Annotated in this window: 12 protein-coding genes; 4 read left to right on the plus strand and 8 right to left on the minus strand. The window is 35.9% G+C overall.

Annotation, left to right across the window (positions count from 1 at the left end; translation table 11 throughout):
• Positions 1-12: 12 nt before the first annotated feature.
• From DXB63_RS00395 to DXB63_RS00405, 3 genes are all read right to left on the minus strand, one after another.
• Positions 13-3,264 carry a TonB-dependent receptor gene (locus tag DXB63_RS00395; protein WP_122124393.1) on the minus strand — a complete coding sequence of 1,084 codons (3,252 nt, stop codon included), beginning with the start codon at positions 3,262-3,264 and terminating at the stop codon, positions 13-15.
• Positions 3,265-3,404: 140 nt separating this feature from the next.
• Positions 3,405-4,382: a glycoside hydrolase family 5 protein gene (locus DXB63_RS00400; protein WP_199604126.1), complete on the minus strand. Its 978-nt coding sequence runs from the start codon at positions 4,380-4,382 to the stop codon at positions 3,405-3,407.
• A gap of 266 nt (positions 4,383-4,648) precedes the next feature.
• Positions 4,649-5,536, minus strand: coding sequence for an AraC family transcriptional regulator (locus tag DXB63_RS00405; RefSeq protein ID WP_122124395.1), 888 nt, complete (start codon positions 5,534-5,536; stop codon positions 4,649-4,651).
• A gap of 234 nt (positions 5,537-5,770) precedes the next feature.
• Here DXB63_RS00405 and DXB63_RS00410 point away from each other — a divergent pair, with 234 nt between their 5' ends.
• From DXB63_RS00410 to DXB63_RS17830, 3 genes are all read left to right on the plus strand, one after another.
• Positions 5,771-7,774, plus strand: a complete 2,004-nt coding sequence (locus tag DXB63_RS00410) for a DUF2961 domain-containing protein (RefSeq protein ID WP_233522711.1) — start codon at positions 5,771-5,773, stop codon at positions 7,772-7,774.
• 117 nt (positions 7,775-7,891) lie between these two features.
• Positions 7,892-11,143, plus strand: a complete 3,252-nt coding sequence (locus tag DXB63_RS00415) for a leucine-rich repeat protein (RefSeq protein WP_122124396.1) — start codon at positions 7,892-7,894, stop codon at positions 11,141-11,143.
• 10 nt (positions 11,144-11,153) lie between these two features.
• Positions 11,154-11,303 (plus strand): hypothetical protein, encoded by a 150-nt coding sequence (locus DXB63_RS17830; RefSeq protein ID WP_158563599.1) that lies wholly within the window; start codon positions 11,154-11,156, stop codon positions 11,301-11,303.
• A gap of 828 nt (positions 11,304-12,131) precedes the next feature.
• Here DXB63_RS17830 and DXB63_RS00420 read toward each other — a convergent pair.
• The 3 genes from DXB63_RS00420 to DXB63_RS00430 all read right to left on the minus strand — a co-directional run bounded on the left by DXB63_RS00420 (position 12,132) and on the right by DXB63_RS00430 (position 19,908).
• Positions 12,132-13,424, minus strand: a complete 1,293-nt coding sequence (locus tag DXB63_RS00420) for a hypothetical protein (protein ID WP_122124397.1) — start codon at positions 13,422-13,424, stop codon at positions 12,132-12,134.
• A 104-nt stretch (positions 13,425-13,528) separates the two neighbouring features.
• Positions 13,529-14,779, minus strand: a complete 1,251-nt coding sequence (locus DXB63_RS00425) for a glycoside hydrolase family 5 protein (RefSeq protein WP_122124398.1) — start codon at positions 14,777-14,779, stop codon at positions 13,529-13,531.
• 596 nt (positions 14,780-15,375) lie between these two features.
• Positions 15,376-19,908: a carboxypeptidase regulatory-like domain-containing protein gene (locus DXB63_RS00430; protein WP_122124399.1), complete on the minus strand. Its 4,533-nt coding sequence runs from the start codon at positions 19,906-19,908 to the stop codon at positions 15,376-15,378.
• A 115-nt stretch (positions 19,909-20,023) separates the two neighbouring features.
• On the opposite strand from DXB63_RS00430, the gene DXB63_RS00435 reads away from it, so the two are divergent.
• Positions 20,024-21,760 carry a hypothetical protein gene (locus DXB63_RS00435; protein WP_122124400.1) on the plus strand — a complete coding sequence of 579 codons (1,737 nt, stop codon included), beginning with the start codon at positions 20,024-20,026 and terminating at the stop codon, positions 21,758-21,760.
• A gap of 367 nt (positions 21,761-22,127) precedes the next feature.
• Here DXB63_RS00435 and DXB63_RS00440 read toward each other — a convergent pair whose 3' ends face one another.
• Both DXB63_RS00440 and pta read right to left on the minus strand, forming a co-directional pair.
• On the minus strand, positions 22,128-23,333 hold the full coding sequence (locus tag DXB63_RS00440) for an acetate kinase (RefSeq protein WP_122124401.1): 1,206 nt from the start codon (positions 23,331-23,333) through the stop codon (positions 22,128-22,130).
• A 13-nt stretch (positions 23,334-23,346) separates the two neighbouring features.
• On the minus strand, positions 23,347-24,366 hold the full coding sequence (pta, locus tag DXB63_RS00445; RefSeq protein ID WP_122124402.1) for a phosphate acetyltransferase: 1,020 nt from the start codon (positions 24,364-24,366) through the stop codon (positions 23,347-23,349).
• Positions 24,367-24,516: the final 150 nt, after the last annotated feature.

Consider the following 24,516-nt stretch of genomic DNA (forward strand, 5'->3'; position numbering starts at 1 on the left):
CGTTATTCAGAATTATAGTGTTAATTTAAAACCGATCGAATATGTCCGGCTACTTGGATAAGAAAATATATCGACTCCCCTTCTGGATGCGTCCGAACCGAAAGCATTAACATCCGGATCAAACCAACTATATCCAGTAATTGTGAATACATTAGTTATTGTTCCAAATAAAGATAAATCACTAATACCTTTAATTACAGGACCGAAATTATAATTCAAATTAATTGTTTTGAGTCTAAAATATGAACCATCTTCTACATATCTATCTGAAAGTTTCATATCACGGGTCATAGCAGTAGTTACCCGAGGCCATTTAGCTATAGCCACATTTTCAGGAGTCCAACGAGTATCATAAGCATCCTGAGTAATATTAGCAATACTACTCATCCCAATATTAGTTAGATTACCATTAAAAATATCATTCCCATAAGTTCCCTGAAAGAATAAGCCCAAAGAAAGACCTTTCCATCGCAAATTAGCATTTATACCATAAATAAAATCAGGATTAGTATTACCTATCACAGCACGATCTTCAGTTGTTATTTGTCCATCATCATTTTTATCCAGATATTTAATCTCACCTACCATACGGCGCGCTTCATCATCAGATACTTTTGCATAAATAGGATCCGCCCGGACTTCTGCTATATTATCATAAAATCCATCTTCAATATATCCAAAGATAGTCCCGATAGGTAAACCATTCCGTTGTAAAAAGACCTCTTTTGCACTGTACCACAATTGATTTGCATATTGGTCGGCTTGTAGCCCTCCAATTTTATTCTGATTAAATGAAATGTTTCCATCAAAATCTAAGGACCAGTCTTTCGTACTCATTGCAGTTACTTTAGCTGTAATCTCGAGACCTTTATTGGTTACATGACCAAAGTTGGTCCACATAGTGCCGTATCCAGTACTACCTGGAATCGAAATGTTTTGTAGTAAATTCTTTGTCTTCTTATAATAATAGTTTGCAGAGAGAGAAATACGATTACTCCAGAACCCCATATCAAGCCCAACATTATATTGGTCTGTTGTTTCCCATTTTAGCTTATCATTCAATGGCCCTTTATAGATTTGTCCAGCAAAACCACTTGACAAAGTTCCATCCAAAGGATAATTCGCCGTTGTTAGCGATGACATAGTCTGATAGCTGCTAATAGCTTGATTACCAGTCTGACCATAACTAAAACGTACTTTTAAATTGCTAAATATATTCAATCTCTTAATAAATTCCTCTTCAGAAATAACCCAAGCCATTGCTCCTGACGCAAAATTCGCAAATTTATTTCCCGAAGCAAAACGGCTTGAACCATCCCGGCGGAAAGATGCAGTAAAAATATAACGATCCATCAAAGTATAGTTAGCACGTCCCAATAATGATACAAGTATAGCTTGCCCTCGATAACTAGTAGGAGATTCAACATTTAAAGCTTGACTCATATCAAAATCCTGTGTAATATCAGTAGGAAAATTAGAAGCATTCATCGCTTTGCCTCCCCAATCAGACTTTTCATAAGTAAATCCGGCAACAATATTTAAACGATGTTTTTTATTAAAACTTTTATCAAAAGTCAACAATGATTCTGCAGTCAGATTCTGCCAAAAATTATCGCTTTTACCAGCACGACCATTAGATGCTTTCCCCTCACCTGTTTCTCTATTATAATAAGTAGCACGATCATTCACAGAATAACTAATCCCTAGATTCTGACGAAATTTAAGGCAGTCAAGTAATGCTATTTCAGCAAATGCTGATGAAAAAACATTTATTGATTTTAACTCGTCCTTAGCCGTATTCACATAGGTTCGGGGATTAGCAGATAACCACGAATAGGTATCATCTTCCGTTTTATCTCCCACATATAATGTCGGTAAGTACAGCATTGCAGAACGAATGATACTATAATCATACGCATTCGATTTAGCGAAATTTGTTACCGAGCGAGTAAAATTAATATTCAGTCCTGTATTTAACCAAGATTTCACATGGCTACCCACATTAGCCCGAACCGCAAAACGATCATAGCCTGAATGTTTTATAATACCACTTTGATCTGTATAGTTTCCAGAAAAAGCATAATTACTTTTTTCATTACCACCTGATACACTTAGATTATATTCCTGAGTCATCGCATTTTGTAATATCTCATCCATCCAATTTGTTCCTTCTACCCATTCTTTATTCCCATATTCATCTTCACGGTATCCTGGTTTTAAATAATCTTCAGGAGATGCATAATATTTCCCAGAACCCGGTACTATATTGTTATTTTCATCACGACGATAATTCCACGCACCTCTATATGGCAAGTAAGAATAAGGAAGATTATCATATACCGCACCGTTAATAGTACCTTCATTAACATAATTTGCATATGTATAAGCATCCAACATCTTAATTGATTTTGATATTTTAGATAAACCAAAATTTGCAGTAAATTCAACTTTTGCATCACCTGCTTTACCTCTTTTTGTAGTAATAAGCACAACACCGTTAGCGCCACGAGAGCCATAAATCGCAGTAGCCGAAGCATCTTTCAATATATCAATGGATTCAATATCATTAGGATTAATTAATGAAAGCGGATTGGTCGTAGAGTTATTTCCGTCATTAGCTTTACTGGTCGGCGTTTCTCCTGTTTCAAACGGAATTCCGTCCACTATATACAAAGGCTGAGAATTTGTTGAAAATGAATTCGCTCCACGAATAGTAATACTAACTCCTGAACCAGGGGCGCCATCACTCTGATTTACTTGCACGCCAGCAAGTTTGCCTTGCAAGGCTTGTGAAATATTAGTCGGATTCCCCTGCATCAGATCATCACTTTTGATAGAAGCAACTGCCCCCGAAAGATCTTTTTTCCTCATAGTACCATAGCCTACCACTACAACTTCATCCAACAATTTGGCTTCATCTTTCAAAGAAATATTAATAATCTTACGATTACCAACTATTATTTCCTCTGTTTTATAACCGATAAATGAAAATTGAAGCACAGATTTAGCACTTGCTACTTTAATAGAATAATTACCATTAACATCAGTAATAGTACCATTACTGCCTCTCACACCCAGTTCAATCACATTAACACCTGGTATAGGCTCACCTGAATCATCATTAACTGTTCCCCTAATCTCAATATTAGCCGCTACTGCAGTAATATTAGAAATCCAAAATATAGTCAAAAACAGCCAAATCGTTTTTTGCTCTTTTAACGTTCGCATTTTGAAACGGGAAAAAGAAAAAAAGTTCTTTCTCATTTTTATTAAATTTAAAATTAACTTTAATAGGAATTCTCTTTTAATTTACACAAAAATCAAAACATTTTAATTATGGACAAAACTAATAAGTCATCAGTATAATTAATTTATCTTATTCAACCAATACTGATACTTTGCGATCATTTCTTATCCGAATAAATACTATCATTATATTCTCGAATAAATTTTCGACTTTGACGACCAGCCGGTTTTATTAACGATTCATCCCAACCTCCATTTTTATTTGCTCGAGGAAGAATCATGGAACATGTCTCATTTTTATCTGATATTGACCAGTTAACCCAACTTATTTTTTTACTCTCAAGCCATTCTATCCAACTAGTCCATTCTTCCATATTAAGTGGCCCATCACCTGTACACTCCATCCCTGCACACTCCGAAACGAAAATAGGTATACCTTTTTCCCATGCCGCACCAGCAACATCTCGCAACCCTTGTTTATGAGTCCCGGCATAAAAATGCAATGTATACATAAGATTATCAAATCCTTGTAATGGATCTGCCGCTACAAGATGAAGATCCTGATCCCAATGTGGACTTCCGATTAAAACAATATTATCTGGATCATATTTTCGAATTTCTGAAACAACTTCCGTAGCATATTCTTTCACACTATCCCAACTATCTTCCATTGGTTCATTATATATTTCATATATAACATGTGGATATTTTCCATACTTTTGAGCCATCATAGAAAAAAAAGCTTTAGCTGCATCTTTCTGAGGATAATATGTATGCCAATCAATAATAACATATATATTATTTTTAATAGCCGCTTTTATTACCTTTTCCATACACTCCAATGCAAAGTCTGGATTTTCGATATAATTATCTTCAAGAACTGTTCCCATAGCTGCTCGCAGTACCGTACATTTCCAATCTTTTTTCAGCCACTTCACCGACTTCCTATTATAAAACCTCGGCCAAAGATTATGCCAACCATAGCTCACGCCTCGTAATACAACCGGATTACCCGTTTGATCACAAAGTTGATTACTTTTTACCTGTAATTGTCCCCAAAGTTTCACTGGATCTTTAGTATAGCCAATTAATGAAAAGAAAGAAAATAAGGTAATAAATAAAATCACTTTTTTCATTTTCATATATTATTAGATTTGATATCCAAACTGATTCTGCAAAGAAAAGACAAAAAATGAATGTAAAAAAGTGCTTTTTTATCTAATACTGATACTTTCTTACACCTCTATCTCACCAATTTTTATCACATATAATAACTTAGAAGATTTATCTAAGACGATAAACCTCTTCTAAAAAACAAATTTAAAAAACGGTATATTAATTGGAGGTAAAAACAGAAACAACAAAAGAGTTATATGTGAGAATTCTTATAATAATAACAAAATTAAACTACGACCCGTTTTTTACGATAATTTTCTCGAAATTCTTTCGGTGAACAACCTTTCTTTTTTCTAAATATACGGTTAAAGTTAGATAAATTATTAAACCCACAATCATAACAGATCTCAGAAATCGGATTAGTAGAATCCACCAACATCCTCGCTACAGCTCCTAAACGAATATCAATAATATAATCAGATAGATTTTTGCCAGTACGTAGCTTAAAAAAACGGCTGAAAGAAACAGGAGTCATATTGATCATATCTGCCAACTGAGGTAAAGAAATTTGTTCTGCATAGTGAGCAGAAATAAATTCTTGTATTTTAAGCACCCGTCCACTATCTGACTTTACACCTATTTTTGCAAAAGAGGAATTAGACAACACCTTAAACTGACATTTTGATAGTTCATAAAGTATTGATAAAAATTTAGTTACAGCATAAAAACCATCCGTTTCAGAGGATAATTTATTAAGCATGGGGTATACTCGCATTATAGCAGATAAAGAAAATGCAATTCCTTTTTCCGCAGCTTCGAGCATTTTACGAATAGAATTAAACTGATTCTTTACAATTAAATTATTAAAAAATAATTCAGGTGAGAATTGAATTGTTATCTCACGAATTTCGCTTGATTTACACTCATGTTGTTCCCAAACATGCTCAAGTTCTTTACTGGTTATGAGTACAAGATCATATTCACCGATAACTTCAATAGAATCACCCACAATACGCCTAACCCCACTGGCATGCTCTGTAAAGTTCAGCTCGAATTCTGGATGACAGTGAATAGGATAAGTAAATTCTTTCTTATAACGATCTGCAATATAAAAACAATCTCTCTCCGATAATGGAGTAATTTCTCTAATAATATGACTGGACGTGTTACTCATAATTCAGACTTAAGCTATTATAGAAAACAAATATATATGGAATAAGAATTTAAGCAAAATATTTAAAGTTAAAAGTATTACTTTACAATAAAAAATGCAAAACCACAAACAAATAAACATATAAAGATAAAATAATATAACTATTGGATACAAAAGTATTTGTTAAGCTTATCACCTTACAGTAACTTTGTGATTAGATTTTCATCCCAAATTATAAAATATCACTAATTACTTATGAAAAAGAGCCTATCGCATTTACTGATTATTTATTGTATAATATTATCAAGTCCAACAATTTTTGCAAAACATAATATTATGCCTATTGATACTATATCTAATAACTCTAATTTATATGGGATTAATAGAATGACAGATATTACATCTTTACCTATTCTTGATACAAATACGCGTGTACATTATGAAGGAAGTATTGATAAACAAGGGAAAAATGCAGATTGGAACTGGAGTCTTTACCAAGATAAAAAAGGAGAATGGGTAATCTTTGATGTAAAGGGTCCTGGGTGCATTTACAATATAGTTCAACACCGTTATATCAATTCTCAAGAAGCAATTTTCCGTTTCTATTTTGATGATGAAGAAACTCCCCGTTTCACTATTCGTTCATCAGATTTTGGAAATAAATTTCCTTTTATAGAGCCATTGGCTTCTTGCTATATAGGTCCACTAGATAATGGAAGAGGCCCTATACGTGTCGTTAGAAGCTTTATTCCAATGCCCTTTCGCAAAGGTTGTCGTATTACCACCAATATCAAACTAGAAGGATTCGACCGAGCAAAAGGTGAAGGAGGTTGGGGACATGTAATATACCATACTTATAATTCTTCTGATACTATACAAACATTTACAGGAAATGAAGATTATAGTTCCCTTGTACAGTTATGGAAACAAACAGGAAGCAATCCTTTATTAAAAAAAGAATCTACTTTCCAAAGATACACAGAAAAAACAATTCAATCAGGTCAACAATTAATTCTATTAGACAAACATGGACAAGGTTGTATGAATGGAATAAAATTATATTTTGCAAACAGAGACAAAGAATACCTACAGAACGTTTGGATACATATGTATTGGGATCAACATAACATCCCCGATATATCTTGTCCGATAGGCTGTTTAGCCGGAAATTCCCTAGGGTTCAATAATACAAGTTATCTTCTTTCAGGATTTAACACAGATGGTTGGCTTTATAATTATTTTCCAATGCCTTTTTGGAATCATGCAACTATTATAATTGAAAATCGAAGCAGTAAAGAAGTTGTATTAACTTCTTCTGAAATCACAATCAATAAAAATTCATATAAACAGTCCTCTTGTGGTTACTTCCGCAATACTCCTTATTATTTTAGAAAACATACTTCAGGATCTGACAGTCCGATAGGCATTATTAAAGGTACTGGGAAAATGGTTGCATCCCACATCACTTGCTATGGTGAACATCCTAATACCATCACTTGCGAAGGAGATGTTAGGATTCATATTGATGGAAATCGTACTCCGCAAATAGAAAGTGATGGTTCAGAAAGTTATATATGCTATGGATGGGGCTTCCCCACACCAGCCGAAACACATCCGTCAGGAGGATATGATGGACTTCCAGATAATCCATGGTCTATGACACGCTTATGTTTAGGCGACAGCTATCCCTTTTACTCTGAATTAAAATTCGGTATAGAATCCGGAGAATACAATAACCAATATCTTGAACATTCGGGAACAATCTTTTATTATGGCCAAGATGAAGTAACGATGATAAAAACAGATAGTCTAGACCTCAACAACACCCAATCAATAATAAATCATGATTACCATGCAACCGGTAATGTAAGCACAGAATACTTGGAAACTTTTTTCGAAGGTGATGCAGACAATGTGCCCATATCAGGTAAAGTTTACAGTTTTAATGGCTATAGTTGTTTCAAAATAAATATTTCACCAAAAAATAAAGGAATACTCCTTCGCAGATTAAGCGATCAAAAATATTCTCAACAAGCAGCACGAGTATTTGTAGACGGCCAAGAGGTTACCGAACATTCTTGGTATGTTGCAGATAGTAATCCTTATAAACGTTGGCTCGAAGATGATTTTGATATTCCCGCACGTTTTACATCAGGCAAATCATCTGTAAGCATTCGTATCATTCCTATAAACAAAGAGAATGAAGACAAAAGAAATTGGAATGAAGCCGGTTATCAAATATTCTCTTATATAAAGTAAATTCTATCAGAAAAGTATTATCATTCGATAAAATAGTATTTTTTATCGGATGATAAGTTTGATATTTTTGTGCTGTTAATTTATTGATTTTGAATTTGTAATCTTAAAAACAAAAGTATGAAAAGAAAATTCATCAACACATTGTGCCTCGTCATTATGTCCTGCTTGCTATCTTCAGCATATGCCGGAGTTAAAATCGTAATACTAGGTTCATCGACAGCAGCCGGTGCAGGTGTCATTAACTCAGAAAACGCTTGGGTAAACCATTATCGTACCTATCTGCAAAGTATTGACCCAACTTCACAAGTTATTAACCTAGCCAAAGGTGGTTATACCACTTGTGCAATTATGCCAACCGGAACCCCCGATTATAATACTGGTTCACATATCCTTTCTGTAGATACAGAACGTAACATAGACAAAGCTTTAAGTTATGCCCCAAAAGGAATCATTATCAATATGCCTACCAATGATGTCTCTAACGGAATCCCTGTAGATACCCAAATGAAACATTTTGCTACCATCATTGAAAAGGCAGAGAATTCCGGAGTGAAAGTATGGATAACTACCTCACAACCACATAATTTCGGAGAAAAATATACAGGTCCCTACAATGAAACCAATCAACCGAATGGTGACAAACAAAGAGCTAGAGATCAATTTAAAGAACTCACAGAAAAAATTTTAGGAACATACAGTGACCGTGCCATTGATTTTTATACAGATATAGCAACGATCGATGGTTACAGTTTTATTCGTCCGGAGTACGACTCTGGTGATGGAGTACACCTAAATGATGCGGCCCATGCCATTTTATTTAATAAAGTTAAAGCTAAAAATATTCCAGTATTGTTAGGTGATTCTTCCTCCGATGGTATTCTGGCAAATCCTGTTTATATAAACTTCGGGCCAAGAATTTCAGAACTAGACAATTGGAATGACGTGATAGGACAAGGAGCCGGAACCCGCTTAGACGTATTAAATGACATTTCTAAAGTTGTAACATCTCTAGGATTAAATATTCTTGTCGGGTTTACCCATGCAGCAGAAAATGGAAGCTCATCCACCATTATGGAGATGAATGAAGCAATATCTAAAAGCAATCTAAGTTCAAATGGAGAAGATCCGATTATAGAATTCTTTGGTTTTAATCCAAAACAAGTTTATAACTTTACAGTATTCGCTTCAAGAAGTGGAGATGGGAACCGTGAAAGTACATACACTTTTACAGGAGCAAACACTATCAAAGCTACCTTGGACGCTGCATCCAATACTCAGAATTTAGCAGAAGTAAAAGCAGTCCAACCAAATGCAGCGGGAAAGATAGTATTGACCATTGGCAAAAGTACCAACAATACATCTGGATTTTGCTATATTAATGCAATGAAAATTACATCAGAGACTCCTCCTATTGAGATACCCGAAGGTGCAATTAATGTAGAAACAGCCGGAACTTTAGCTTCATTGCTTCCGGAACCTATAGAAGAAATTACATCACTGACTCTTTATGGTACATTAAATAGTACAGATATAAAAACCATACGTGAACTTCCAAAACTCAAAGATTTGGATATGAAACATACTAAAATCATAAAAGGAGGAGAAAGCTATCTCAACGGAATGGGTACCATAGATAATGTCTTCCCTAAAGAAATGTTTTATCAAAATAAGGTAATTGAAACAGTAATTCTACCGGATGGAGTCATTGAAGCTGCATATCATGCTTTTATGGGCTGCACAGCTCTAAAGAAAGTTGTTATACCTGAAACAGTAAATACTTTTGGAAACGATTTATTCAGTGGTTGTAATACTCTCACAGATATTACAATGCCATCAAAAATGACTACTATAAATTCCGGCTGTTTTTATAATTGTAAAGAACTCCTTTCCATAACAATTCCCGAAGGAATAACAGCAATCAATGGGTCGCTCTTTTACGGATGTAACAAATTAGAAGTAATTAATTTACCTAAAACCATAGAAACAATAGGGTTATGGGCTTTTTCAGCATGCAATGCACTAAAAGAAATAAGATTAGGAACAATGATCAAGAGTATTGAAGCCGGTGCCTTTTATAATTGTTGGTCATTAAATACAATTACTTGTGAAGCCAGCACTTTACCTGCTATAACAGGAACAAACGGCAATTCTCCCTTCACTGGAGCTTTTAAGGCTGAGTTTTGTACGTTACATGTTCCCTTTACAGCTTACAATAAATACAAAGAAAATGCTGTTTGGAATGTGATGTCCAATATAGTTACTTTAGAAACTATTACAGCAAACGGAAACGTGATTGAACCCGCCAATGCTGATATTTTAAAAAATGCATCCATGATTTCTATATCAGGATCAACACCCGATGTAGAAGGTCTCAATTCACTGCTTACTGAAAACAAAATCATCACAAGCATTGATTTAACAGGTGTCACAGAATATTTGAGCACACTCACAACAGGAAATCCTAATTGCCTGATATATCTTCCAGCAGGAACAGATATTATGGAAAATAACATAATCATAGAAAATAAAGCCAAAAGCATATCTTTAACTGATAAAATGCCTTTTCATGCACCTATGGCTTTTACTGCAGAGAGAATTATCTATACACGCAATTTAAGTGAAGAAGGTATTCCAAGCGGTAAACAAGAAGCTAAAGGGTGGAGAACCATTACCTTACCTTTTACCGTCAAAGATATTACGGCAACAAACAAACTTGGAATAGAAGTATCTCTATCGTCTTACGACGAAAACGGGAATATTGCATCAGAAAAAAATCCATTTTGGCTTCGCAAAATAACTCCTACAGGTTTTGTAGATACAGCTACATTAGAAGCAAATAAGCCCTACATAATCTGTTTCCCAAATCATGTGGATTATGATGATCGTTATAATATTACAGGAGAAGTTACTTTCATATCTCAAAACTGCAATATAGAAGTAACCCCTTCTTTTACAGCAGAAACAGGTAGCGAATATAACATGACTTGCACCCTAAAGGGAGAAACACAAACAGAAAATATTTATGCTATTAATGAAGACGGCAGTGCTTTTGAAAAGAATATCCGTTCAATTTCTCCTTTCGAATGCTATGTAACAGCTAAAGATCCAGCACACGCTCCAAATCGCTTCCTTATAGAAAGTACAACAACGACCTTGGCCACTTATTACGCAGAAAACAGCACTGGTTACAAAATCTATATCCAAAATAATGAAATAGTAGTTGAATCCACCCAGACAAGCCACCTTGCTATTTATGACATTTCAGGAAAACTTGTACGAACAGAATATATCATTCAAGGCAGAAATATTATTTCCGGATTAAAATCAGGCATTTACATCATCGATAATCAAAAAATTATTAAATTATAAATAGAATACCATGAAGAAAAAATATATAAAACCAGAGCTTACATGTATAAAAATAGAATGTGAAGGCATAATAGCAGGAAGTGGACGCCCCAATGTAAATGATCCATTGGACCCTTCAACCAAATCAAGAAAAAGGCAAAATGATTTTTGGGATAATTAGAATAAGACCCATAATTGTCTGAAAGATCTTAATAATACATAGATACTCACGGAGTTTGAAAAAGCACTTAAATTGATTTTCACAACTCCGCGAGTATTAAAATAAATATGAAAGTGATTAAAAAAGATGACTAGACATCTCCGGAATATTCCTACTGCCATAGCAATAACAATTTAGTCAAGATAAAACTGATTTCAGTAGTTAAGAAAACGTAACCATCTTCCACCCATCCTGCTGCTATTTTTGGAGAGAAAAGCACGGAATATGCAACAAAAGTATACGCTTATCCAACACACTATCCACTCATAGATAAAAAAGGAACTAGAAAGTATGAATAAATAAGGATTTTCACAGAGATTTATATGATAAATATTGCTTTGACAGATATAACCTCAGGCGAGACTAACTAACTAGCTGTTTATTCAGAATCAAATGATAATAAATGCTTCACTACCAAGACTAACAATCCAACGATAAATATAATAAAGAATAAACGTAAGTAAAATTCCTTCGCTGTTCAATGAACAGTAATTTATATTAATTCTCTAAAGCTCCAAATAAACATTTATAATGCCAACGCCCGTTTTATACATATCCATTACATAAGGACCATACTTACCTTAAGACATAAAAGATAAATAATCAATTTCAAATCAGTCCCTCCTATTCAAAAGAAAAGATTCTGGAATGATACTAATGTAAGCTAATAGATATTGGGGTATATAAAAATAGTTTTAAGACAACTATTTTATATAATTATAATGGACAGTGCCAAAAAAAAGATGCGATCCCGTTACGAAATCGCATCATTTCATTATGATTAGGACATTAATATACTACAACTTTATTTTTATTGATAATGTAAAGCCCGGCAGGTAATGAAATATTATGCTTTCCGGCTACCATCCGCTGAGAAAGAATTTGTTTACCATCTATTGTTACAATGCTGACAACCATATCTTTTTCTAAAGTTACAATCGTTTCTCCTTTTACACCAACAACAGAAAATCCTTGAATGATACTGTTCTTTATATCTGTTTCTGAAGAAATTGGAACTAATGTCACGTTGTCCAATAAATATTCCATATTATTTTTCATAAGACGAATATATAATGTAGAAACACCTTTAACATTATCTGTTACCAAGTTATCCTTAATACTCAATTCAATTGGCATCCATGTATCAAGCGTACATTCTCCCCATGCTGCAGTCTCTTCTCCATTCTCATCATAAACCGATCCAAACTTAGTATGTTCCCCATTATCTGCACGTACGCCTATTTCTATACTTCCCCACGGAAGTGACTCACCCTTTATAAAACAAATATCAAAATTAATCCCTTTATAATCCGACCAGTTTTTCCCATCAGGTAAAGCGTTAGCCAAAGTTACAGGAGAACATTCCGGATTAACTATATGAAGACATTTATCAGAAGTATTAATTCCTGTTTTATAAGGGTTCTCTACAATTTCACAACTTCCGGCCCAAGGCATCTGACAACGGTTGGACACACCTAAATCCATTGTTTCAAAAGTAAAGATGGCATTCGGGTCTTTTATTTCTTTCTCTATCAATCGAATATTGTCTACAGCATAGATAAATTCTGCACGACCAAGTTTAATCATTACATTCCGCTCGTCAGAAGTATAAGTAGTTAGTTTCTCCGCAAGAAGAGTTTCATTAAATAACAGCTCAACATCAACCCATTTCAATTCCACTCCATCTCCCCATGCTGCACCATTACCACTTTCAGGATCAATTAAATCCATTGATTCTTTATTATCCGAAACACCAACATTAAAACCTATCCAATGAATCTTACTTGGATCATTACCCGGTAAAATTGCTGCTTGAAAACGAATTCCGGCATAATCATTCAATGTCTTTCCATTAGGAAGAGAAACCGGGAAACCGACTTGCGCAAAGTTAGTACTTGTTATTTTTAATACATTTGCTGAATTGTTACCATCATTTATACTGGGGTTACCAATAACTTCACAACTCCCGTCAACAGCAACATAAGCTCCTCCTAAACCATTCTCGAAATCATTAACCAACAACGTTTGTGCTTGCAAGCTCATAGCTGAAGCAGCCAATAATAAAGATAAAATCTTTTTCATACTATTACATTTTAAATTAATAACTATTATTTCCTTTTCAGAATGAAACATCCATAGATGTGTTAATCTTAACCTTTTCTGATATTATTTAATCATAAGTATTTTTAATCCAAAACAGCAAATCTGATTTTCTCAGCTACATAAAAGCCCCTTGGCAATTCAATGGTTAACAACTCCCTTGGAAAAAGTGATACTAACTTTACCATTGTTCCCATTATATCATAAATAGGCACTCTACAAAGACACTCTGAAAGCATTAAAACTTTTCTACCATTGCAGACAATCTTTATATTTTGCCCTTCTTTTATAGAAGAAACTTCTGTCACATATCCATCTGATGGATACTTTTCCAAAACACTCATCTGAGGCCGGTCAGTCGTATAATTATTATCCGGTTGTACAGCCAAAGAATAGTCACCCCATCTGGGACCGGCAGACCAATAAGTACCGGAGACTCCATTCTCAAAAATATATTTCAACATATTATCTAATACCGTCAACCAACGTGGATCATTATCCGGCACCCCATATTCTCCAAGTATACCACGTTTATTATAACGTTTCAACCATTCAACAAAAGGTTTGACACGTTGAATTCCAGTTTGAGGAGTAGCTTCCTCGCCATCATAAGAGTTTTTATAAGTACCCGACCCATCTTTATCAAAATAAGTATGAGCTTGAAATACTAAATTATTTTCCGGATCTACTAGATTTCGAAGATTATCACTATATTGGACCCATAATAAAGCAGAGCTAAAAGAATCCCCACTAATAATAATTGGAGTTTTCCTGTCTACCGTTCGGATTGCATTAATCGTAGCCTGCGCCATATCAAACCAAGGAGCGGATTGTTCCATTGCATATGGTTCATTCATAATATCATATCCCCATATATTCTTATAATCTTTAAACTCGCACGCCAACTTTATCCAAACATCCGCCAAATGTTCTTTGGTAAGTTGTGGAGAAGTTCCTATAAGTATATAATTTTTCCCACCATCAAAAGAATAACGGGCAAAATTATGCAGATCTAAGATTACAGGCATATTCCTTTCCTCCGCCGCTTTCACAAAAGCCTTCATTTTAACCAGTTCGTTAGCGTCTAACTCTCCATTCATTACTTGCTGGATTCTTTCCCACCGAAAAGGAAATCGAATAAGGGTAAGACCTTTTTCTTTGAAATAATCCAAATCCTTATATGTCGGATAACCGTAATGCGTCCCGTCAATACCCGGATACACTCCTCCAAATTCCGCACCGGAAAGATTTACACCATAATAACGTACAGAGGTATTTTGCCCTTGTACCACATACGCAACAAGCAGAAAGCTCAATATCAACACAATCTTTTTCATAATATTTATATAAAGTAGAACCCAAAATATTACCCTAAAAATAATCTCTTTACCTTAATCTTAAAGCTAACCCAATTACCTACCAATTTGTATACTGCAAAAATCATCAATTTGCATAACTCACACCACGCTTTTATTATCAATTGCTTATATAATTATGTCAAATACGGCAACAAAGCGCATTCCAATAAAGATAATCGGCAAGTTCAACCGAAGGGACTAAAGAAAAACCTCCTGACTTCTATCCGACTACTCCTTTACAACTAAAAGAATTCGTCTATATCCGTATCCAAAAAGAGGTAGGGCATTCGGCAAGAAGACGTAGTGCGTCAAGGACATAGAGGTAGGGCATTTTAATGCAAAAAGCGCGACAAATTTTCAGCACACATAAGGGCAACGAATGTCACAAGTTTTCTTATTTAGGGCTTTTTAGAAGATAAAGCGTTGATAATGAGCTCCGCGACAAAAATTTAGTAGGGGGTATAAAATAATATGAATTGATAAGGTATAGAATAAAAGAAAGGATGCGTTCAGAGTCGATAAAAAATAATCATTCCCCTTCACGCATCCAATTCTACTCGCCTTAGCTAAAAAGGCTATTTACTACTACTTACTACCAATTTAAATGTTTCGGAACGTTGCCCTGATACAATTTTAATGAAATATATTCCTTCCGGCAATTCCGATACAGATATTTGCTGTGTATACGTGTAATGTTGAACCTCGTTACCGGAAACATTATAGATAACCAAATAATCATATTCACCGGATATATTCACCACATCATTTGCAGGATTAGGAGCAACTGACCAACTACTAATTTCACTCTTATCTACTCCACTGACTTCCTCTACATCAAATTCTATCTCTGTCAATGGGGTTGTTATAGAAGAGAACACAGCCTTTACGCCTGCTTTATGTTTTCCTTGTGCCAAGTTACTCAACAAATAAGCGGTCGACTTTGTCGTCCCCAAACTTACTCCATCCAAATACACCTCGAAAGAAATATCATTTTTCATCTTTTGTAAGTCAAGACCTTCCGGTATTTCCAGACCAATGAACACATCATCTACCATAAAGATGAAAATATTATCGGACACACAATTAATCGTCACATATTTAGCTCCGGCAGGTATGGTATATTTATACTCTATCCAATCTCCCATTGGTAAATCAATCGGTTCATTGCCGTTCAACCACACAAAGTCAGCAATTGCTTTCCCTGTTACAGAGTAACCTACATTCATTTGTTCCGGACCATAATCTTCCGTATAACTCTTCGCATAGAACTTAAATATAAAGTCTTTATTAAAGCTCAACTCCGGGGAGATAATAAAGTCATTGTTAGGACCCGGATGAGCCGGGAATGAAGCCAGGAACTTTTCACCGCTATAAGGACGAATATTCTTATCCATAATTCCCACTTTGGGATCTGTCTCATACGGATTAAAAACCATATATGCCATCGGCATCGTAGCATTGATATACTTTACATCATCAATGCCATAAGTCTCTTTTCCGTCTTCATCTATATAATTCCATCCTATATCTCCTGTAGAATTAATAACAAAGTCCTTATGTGATTCAAAATCATCAAAAAGGAAATCAGCTACGTTCCAGTTGAACATACGTTCCTGCTCTTTTCCTGTTTTAACAACTTCAAGATTAAACGGATTCACAACATATTCCTCCAAAATATAATCTGACGTTTCATAGCTGTTTTCCGTGGAGAAATCCTCCCCATCACTTATAAAGGACTCAAAACCCTTTAAGTCTATCGTAACTTTATAGGTTCCTTTCCAAACATCGCTCAACACAGCCTTGCCATCCTTATCCACAACAGCATTATAGATATGTTCCGGTTTATTATCTACATTTACCAATGTAACTTTTGCACCTTTCGATTCATTTTGAGGAGTATTCGTTTTTACTTTCATTGTAATCTGTGTAACCATGTCCTTCACCAATATCTCTGATAGCTTAGCATCAGAAGCAACTGCACCATTATTATATAGTGTCTTCACTGCATAATAATAAAATCCTTGTTTTTGATTCTGCCAATCAGTATCGGTATAAGCCATATCACTTATAGCCTCATCAGTCAATTTTTCCCATTGCTCCGGAGTCTCTTTCTGTTCTTCGGTTAGACGCCATACAGCATATTTCTTTTCTGAAGTTATCTCCGGTAATTCATCTTCCCCTCTTAAAACACCGATACCTCGAATCATCAAAGAACGTTTAATATCGTGTTCTTCCGTATAAACAAACTTACCGGTAGTATAATCTTCCGAATAACAATTAACATGAGATTCAAATGGATAATCAGGACCCTCCCCATTGTCAAGCCCCAAACCTACATGCCCCTCATAACTAAGAGCCAACATATATCCGTTAGGAGCATCTATCGGTACTTCAAATTCAAATGTAGTCCATTGTAAGTCAGTATTAGGAACATTCATCTTTGAATACAAAACTGTAGAAGTAGGTTCCCCTTCCGAATCCAAATCAAAGACGAAGATATTTACCGAAGAATGGGACATCAGATAGTTTTCCGTGAACCATGTCATACCGATTAATTTAGCCGGAGTTCTAAATACGGAACCATAAACACTCTTTGCAGTAGAACCCGTCGTACCTAATCGACCACTATGAATACCGTTATCATGACGGAATGTCCGTGTATCAATCGGCTTCTGCCAAGTTAAGATGGCTCCATTATCACTAACATCCACTTTTAATTGATAGGGAGGCAATGCTTTATCTTTTAATATGATATCAGCTAATTGAACATCAGCATCTTTCACATCTACCATAATAGTATCGTTACACAAACCGTATCTTTCCATTATCAACGCATATTTATCTGCTTGATAAACCTCAGGGAATGTAAAAACACCGTTTTCATTTGTCACTACTGAATAATCGGTATATCCTGTCAATGAGATCTTTGCCGAATTTACAGGCCTGTTATTGATATTCAGAACTTTTCCGACAACAGAATACACGGGCAATTTATTTAATGTAGCATCTACAGTAACCGTTTCACCATAAGTTACATCTATCTTCTCTTTCTCCAACAATTGATAACCGATTTTAGAGAACAGCAATGTATACGTTCCTGTTGCCAATTCTTCAAATTTATAATTACCATATTCATCGGTAACCACATCTCTATTCAGCTCTTTAACTGTGACTTTCGCATCCGGAATCGCATTCCCTTCTCCATCGGTGACTACACCGGATATACCTCCTTCGTTGACCTCCTCTAGAAGTACGTCTGTCACATATAGAATGAACATATACGGATCAGAATGACAATGAAAAGAAAGATGATAATCACCTGTTTCCAGATTTTCCGGCAATATTACTTTGTGTCCAACAAAGGTATTGCTTTCTATAACATAATCTCCTAAAAGATTGGTTTGATCGGCAATGTCTTTCCCTGTACCTAAATAAACAGCAACTTTCTCCGGGTATCCAACATCATAAGATTGCAACTTAAAGTTTAAACGGTAAATTTTACCTTTTTCCAAATGAATAGGAGAAGAAATCAGCCAGTCATCTCCCGGCACTGTTTCATCATTCTCATTATAATAGTAATATGCTGCTTTCAGTGTCGTTTCACGCCTCCATGTAAACCCATCCTGATTGGCATCTATCACATTCCACAAAGCAAATATTTCATCCGTCGCAAAGTCACAACTATATGGTACACTCAACGATGGTCCTATTATCATAGAATTTGTAACAACTTTACCGCCGTCACCATCGATCGTCACCGACTGAATTTCATAAGAATAATTATTGAGCTTTTCAATTGAAGTATCGGTAATCTCTGTATCCGAAGTAGACTCTGTCAACACAAAATTATCAGGTAACCGGGTTACTTTATAAGTAATGGAAGACAAATCCACCCATCCTCCGTTTACTCCTGCCACCGGGGCTTTCCATGTTATTTTCGCACTATTCTTATCTATAGCCGTTAATATGGCTTCCATAGGTGCCACAGGTACATCACGACCGATAAAAAGAGTTTGTGTTACATCACTACTTTCCCCTTTCTCATTTACCGCGATAATACGATAAGTCGAGAATCCGTTTTGCATACCTTTATCTTCCCAAGAAGCCTTACCTCCAATTTCCGGATCTTTTATTTCTTGTACTAACACATCATTGCGATATATCTGTATTTTAGTTAACGCAGCCAATACACTGCCTCCAAAAGTAGTAGATGGATTCGTCCAACTCAAATTGGCAGTCAACATTCCATTCTCACCCGGAATAATAGTCAACTCTGATATTGCAGCCGGAGCATCGGCATTCGTCTTTTTAAAAGGAATGTATAAACCTACCACTTGTGCATCATTTCCAAGATATCCAGTTCTTTCAGATTCGCCGGTTTCCAAATTGATTGTAGCCAAAGCACCCTCATCATAGATATTATTTAATGCCCAATATAGCGTATTAGTCGAATGATCGAACTCCATAGACTGAAGATAGTTTGCCTCCGGTTCCTCCCAAGTATATCCTATATCCTCGGTTGCACCTGTCTTTTTATTCACTCCCCATAAATGACCTTCATCAGCATCTATTGCATACATCTCTCCTTCATAAGAGCATGCTAAAGCTACAAACAGACGACCTTCATCGCCCATCTCCCCTACTACAGTATATTTGCCATCAGTTAAATCTACTTTTAGAAGTGTTGAGCCTGAACTGGTCTTACCTAATGCATACATTGTCTTAGTAGAATAGTCATACGTCATATCCGAATAAAGAGTCGGCATATTCCTATAATCCGCTACTTGTTTAAACTCACCCGTAGCTAGATTCACATAATTAAATGTAAGCGGTACAGCACCGCCATCTACCGGTTGATAGAGGTAAACATAATATTTATTGTTGGCAAAAGCTCCGGCACATGCCACTTCATTTTGATCATGAGGATACAACACTGTTATATTCTCCGGAGTATCCGCCGTAAACTTACAAATACCATATTCGTCCTGATTCCTCGTATCAAAACGCAACCAACCATAAATTTCAGGACTGTCAGCCTGCGACCAGCAAACATGCGGTAACAACAAAAGCATCACCAACATCAAATTCAATAGTAGATTCTTCTTCATATTGATTCCATATTTTAGAAAGATTATTTCACAAATGTAAGTATGCAACTGCCTTTATCACCAAAAATAGCCCGGACAATGAGTGGACAGATAGCATTTTTTGTATATTTGCGTTATGAAAGGTATCATTTTAGTCTTTTGCTTATCGTTTTTTTCTTTAGGACTTTTTGGAGGAAACACGACAGAATTTCATTGGAAGCCAACCCATCATTCCTTTGATTCAATCGTAAATCTACTTGAGAAAGGATTTATCTCTGATGATAACAACCATAATCGGGATAAGCAAATAAATCTACTATATTCCATTGCCAAAGCAACCCCTGATAAACCTGTTTTTTTATGGAGAGCCGCTTTTTGGGATGCGAGAGCCCAACTAAAGAAGAGTAATATAGACTCTACACTCTGCCTGATAGAAAAAGCATATAATATGGTAGATTCCATCCATTACAGTTATGACTATATGCGTATCAAGCATTTGCGAACAATTCTGCATAAAAAGAAAGTGCACCTGATTTACAAAGAATTAAAGGAAATAGCCGAATATTACAGCAGTATCAATGATTTATTCATGCTCGCACATGCTTATATTGATATGGGAAATATTTTAAGCCGACTACAGGATAACACAAAGGCTTTAGAGTATTTACAGAAAGCAGATACGTATTACAAACAATTAAAAGAGCCTATTTATGAGGCTAAAAACCAATTAAATATAGCCAACGTGTTATATTTACTGGATGATAAACAACAGGCCGATGATATGCTGATGAAGTTATTGAGCAATCCGGTTTGCGTGAAAGATACAAGTTTCTTTATCAATACTCTGCTATTACTTTCAGAACACGACGATTTCCATAACCAAGAATTTATCTTTAAAGCATACAATCTCTCCAAACATTTTGCAAATAAAGGTTTATCAATATATTCCACCACTTACGTTGGGCTTTATTATCAAAATAAGAATCAGATAGACAGCGCTTTATTCTTCTACAAAAAAGCATACGATTTGGTTAATGAACGGAATGCGGATTTACTTGTTCCCATACTAAAAAACATGTCGGAATGTTATGCCGTAATGCATCATTTGGATAGTGCTTACGTCTACCTTAATCAATATGAGATATACAAAGATTCGCTAAATCAGGCAAATAGTCTGGCAGAAATACGCCGTATCGAAAGCAGATCTGCCATTGAGAAATACGAAGCGGAGCTTCGCCAAACGGAGGAACGAAGCAGGTTTCAGTTCATCCTGACATTCATGATTTGCACATTTATTATCTGCATTGCCATACTGGTCTGCTACATCTTTTGGAAAAGGCACCGGGAAGAAAAGATAAAAAAACAGCTACAAGAGTTGGAAAACAAAGAATTGACAACCAGACTTGAGAAAGAAGCTCTACAAAACAATTATTTCAAGGTAGAACTGGCATCCAAAGAACGGGAATTAACTTCCAACTCTTTAATTATTATGGAAAAGAATCAGGTATTGAAATCACTACTTGAAGAAATCGAAAAAGAGAAAGAAGTAGGGCATGTCAATTCAAACACCATGATAAAAATAGGAAAAGATATAAAAAGACATCTTGGTACAAACGATGAATGGGAGTTCTTCAAAATACAATTTGAAAAGGTACACCCGGACTTCTTCTCCAAATTGAAATCTCTATATCCCTCGATTACCGAGGGTGAATTACGTCTTTGCTCCTACATTCGCATTGGCATGGAGAACAAACAAATAGCTCAAATGTTGTCTTTACAGCCCGATAGTGTGAAAAAGACACGGTATCGTATTCGAAAGAAAATGGGAATAGAGCTGGAAGACTCATTAGAGGACTCTCTAAGAAATATTTAAGTAAGATAATGTGCATGATCTGAGCCCCATTCTATCAGACAATTATACACAAACTCCTATCATCTGCAAACAATCAACCGTATGTTTGTCATCAATCAACCTGACGTTTTTTTTAAACATCAAGGTGTTTTTGAAAAACATCAAGACCGTTTTATAAATCACCTAAGGGAGCGTTGTCTTACACCTAAGGGGGCGTTGACCAACACTCAAGGGAGCGAGAACTTATACCTACGGGAGCGTAAGCCAACACTCTCTTAGGTGTTTTTAGTTTGCTTATTCTAAAACAATCCAAGTATTCAAAATGAACAGAGGGTATTTCAGTAACGAAATACCCTCTGAGCTTATAGTTATAGCTAAAAGAAACAAATTAATTCTCCTTGCTCAAAATCGTCATTGTATCAGAAGCAATCATCAACTCCTCATCTGTTGGTATCACTACTACCTTCACTTTTGAATCTGCTGTAGAAATTACAGCTTCTTTTCCACGGATTCCATTATTAACTTCTTCATCGATATTAATACCCATGAACTGTAACCCGCTACACACTTCCAAACGACATGATGCCTGGTTTTCTCCGACTCCACCGGTAAAGACCACAATATCCACACCTCCCAGAGCAGCAGCATAAGCTCCGATATATTTTTTAATACGATAGAAATACATCTTCTCTGCAAGAATAGCTTTCGGATTCCCCGCTTTGCAAGCAGCTTCCAACTCGCGCATATCACTTGACACGCCGGATACTCCTAACACTCCGGATTTCGTATTCAGAAGATTAGAGACTCCGGTTGTAGTCAAACCTTCTTTATCCATAATGAAAGTAACAGCTCCAGCATCAATATCACCGCTACGAGTACCCATCATCAAGCCTTCCAATGGAGTAAGTCCCATGGTTGTATCTACACACATACCATCTTTGATAGCAGAAATAGAACCACCGTTACCAATGTGACAAGTAATAATCTTTAATCCTTCCGGCTGAACACCTAAGAAATCGCATACTCGTTGCGAAACATAACGGTGTGACGTTCCATGAAAACCATAACGGCGTACACCGTATTTATCATATAACTCATAAGGAATAGCATACATATAAGCATAGTCAGGCATTGTCTGATGAAAGGCCGTATCAAATACAGCAACCTGAGGCACATCAGGCAATATCTCTGAAATTGCATTGATACCTTTCAAATTGGCGGGATTATGAATAGGAGCTAAATCACTACATGCCACAATCATATCCGTAACTTCTTTATCTATCAGTACAGATTTGCTGAATGCTTCTCCTCCATGAACGACACGATGGCCTACGGCGTCAATCTCATCCAAAGACTTGATTGCACCATACTCCGGACTTGTCAAAGTCTTCAAAATAAATTCAATACCTGCCGTATGTTCGGGAATATTTTTCTCATAAGTGATTTTCTCACCATTCGGCAAATTGATTTTAAGGAAAGAACCTCTTAAACCGATTTTCTCAATGCCTCCCTGTGCCAATATCTCTTTGGTATCCATCTCAAATAATTTATATTTGATGGACGAACTACCGCAATTTAATACTAATACTTTCATGTTTTATTATTGATTATTTCTGAGTTTTAGCTGCAATTGCTTGATTTGCAGTAATTGCAATCATTTTATATACATCATCCACAGAACATCCGCGTGAAAGGTCATTTACCGGACGTGCAATTCCTTGAAGAACCGGACCTACGGCATCTGCATCTCCTAAGCGTTGAACTAACTTATAAGCAATGTTTCCTACTTCCAAGCTAGGGAATATCAAAACATTTGCATGACCGGCAATTGCTGAACCCGGTGCCTTGCTCTCACCTACAGACGGTACCAAAGCTGCATCCGCCTGAAGTTCACCATCGATTTTCAATGCAGGATCCATTTCCTTTGCTAAACGGGTAGCTTCTATAACTTTATCTACCACTTCATGTGTTGCAGAGCCTTTTGTAGAGAAACTTAGCATAGCAACTCTAGGATCTTTAAATCCTGCAACAGCTTCTGCCGTACGAGCTGTACAAACGGCAATCTGAGCTAATTGTTCAGCATCAGGAACCGGAGTTACAGCTACATCCCCAACAACCAGCACACCATTTTCACCATATTGTTTCGCTTTGGTAATCAGCAACATTCCACCGGAAACACAAGTGATACCCGGAGCTGTTTTGATGATTTGAAGAGCAGGACGAAGTACATTCCCCGTTGTATTACGTGCACCGGCCAACTGTCCGTCTGCATCGCCGGCCTTGATAATAAGGCATCCCAGATACAAAGGATCAAGCACTAACTTGCGCGCTTCTTCAATAGTCATACCTTTTTTCTTACGAAGTTCTGCAAGCAATTGTGCATACTCTTCTTTCTTCGGATGGTTTTCCGGATCGATAATAGTAGCTTTATCAATGTTTTGCAAACCAAGTTTTGCTGCAACAGCCTTGATCTCAGCAGGATTACCTAAGATTATCAAATCAGCAACCCCTTCTGCCAAAACTCTGTCGGCAGCTGTTAAAGTACGTTCTTCCGTTCCTTCCGGTAAAACGATGCGTTGGCGACTTGCTTTCGCACGCTCAACAATTTCATTTATTAAATCCATTATAGATAATATATTTATGTGTTAACTATCGAAGAAGTTGTTTTTCACGCTGCAAAAGTATATAATTTTGCAATATCTACATTGCAAAATAGGATTTATTTTATCGCAAATAATAAAATAAATCAAAAAATCCACCCATCACCTATATTTATA

This window comes from Bacteroides sp. OM05-12 (genome assembly GCF_003438995.1).
GTDB lineage: Bacteria > Bacteroidota > Bacteroidia > Bacteroidales > Bacteroidaceae > Bacteroides.

What these genes read in the sequence shown, in the direction of transcription:
- DXB63_RS00425 (WP_122124398.1), bottom strand. Translation starts at nt 14,779, where the DNA reads ATGAAAAAGATTGTGTTGATATTGAGCTTTCTGCTTGTTGCGTATGTG.
- DXB63_RS00400 (WP_199604126.1), bottom strand. Translation starts at nt 4,382, where the DNA reads ATGAAAAAAGTGATTTTATTTATTACCTTATTTTCTTTCTTTTCATTA.
- DXB63_RS00410 (WP_233522711.1), top strand. Translation starts at nt 5,771, where the DNA reads ATGAAAAAGAGCCTATCGCATTTACTGATTATTTATTGTATAATATTA.
- DXB63_RS00395 (WP_122124393.1), bottom strand. Translation starts at nt 3,264, where the DNA reads ATGAGAAAGAACTTTTTTTCTTTTTCCCGTTTCAAAATGCGAACGTTA.
- DXB63_RS00415 (WP_122124396.1), top strand. Translation starts at nt 7,892, where the DNA reads ATGAAAAGAAAATTCATCAACACATTGTGCCTCGTCATTATGTCCTGC.
- DXB63_RS00420 (WP_122124397.1), bottom strand. Translation starts at nt 13,424, where the DNA reads ATGAAAAAGATTTTATCTTTATTATTGGCTGCTTCAGCTATGAGCTTG.
- DXB63_RS00430 (WP_122124399.1), bottom strand. Translation starts at nt 19,908, where the DNA reads ATGAAGAAGAATCTACTATTGAATTTGATGTTGGTGATGCTTTTGTTG.
- DXB63_RS00440 (WP_122124401.1), bottom strand. Translation starts at nt 23,333, where the DNA reads ATGAAAGTATTAGTATTAAATTGCGGTAGTTCGTCCATCAAATATAAA.
- DXB63_RS00435 (WP_122124400.1), top strand. Translation starts at nt 20,024, where the DNA reads ATGAAAGGTATCATTTTAGTCTTTTGCTTATCGTTTTTTTCTTTAGGA.
- DXB63_RS00405 (WP_122124395.1), bottom strand. Translation starts at nt 5,536, where the DNA reads ATGAGTAACACGTCCAGTCATATTATTAGAGAAATTACTCCATTATCG.
- DXB63_RS17830 (WP_158563599.1), top strand. Translation starts at nt 11,154, where the DNA reads ATGAAGAAAAAATATATAAAACCAGAGCTTACATGTATAAAAATAGAA.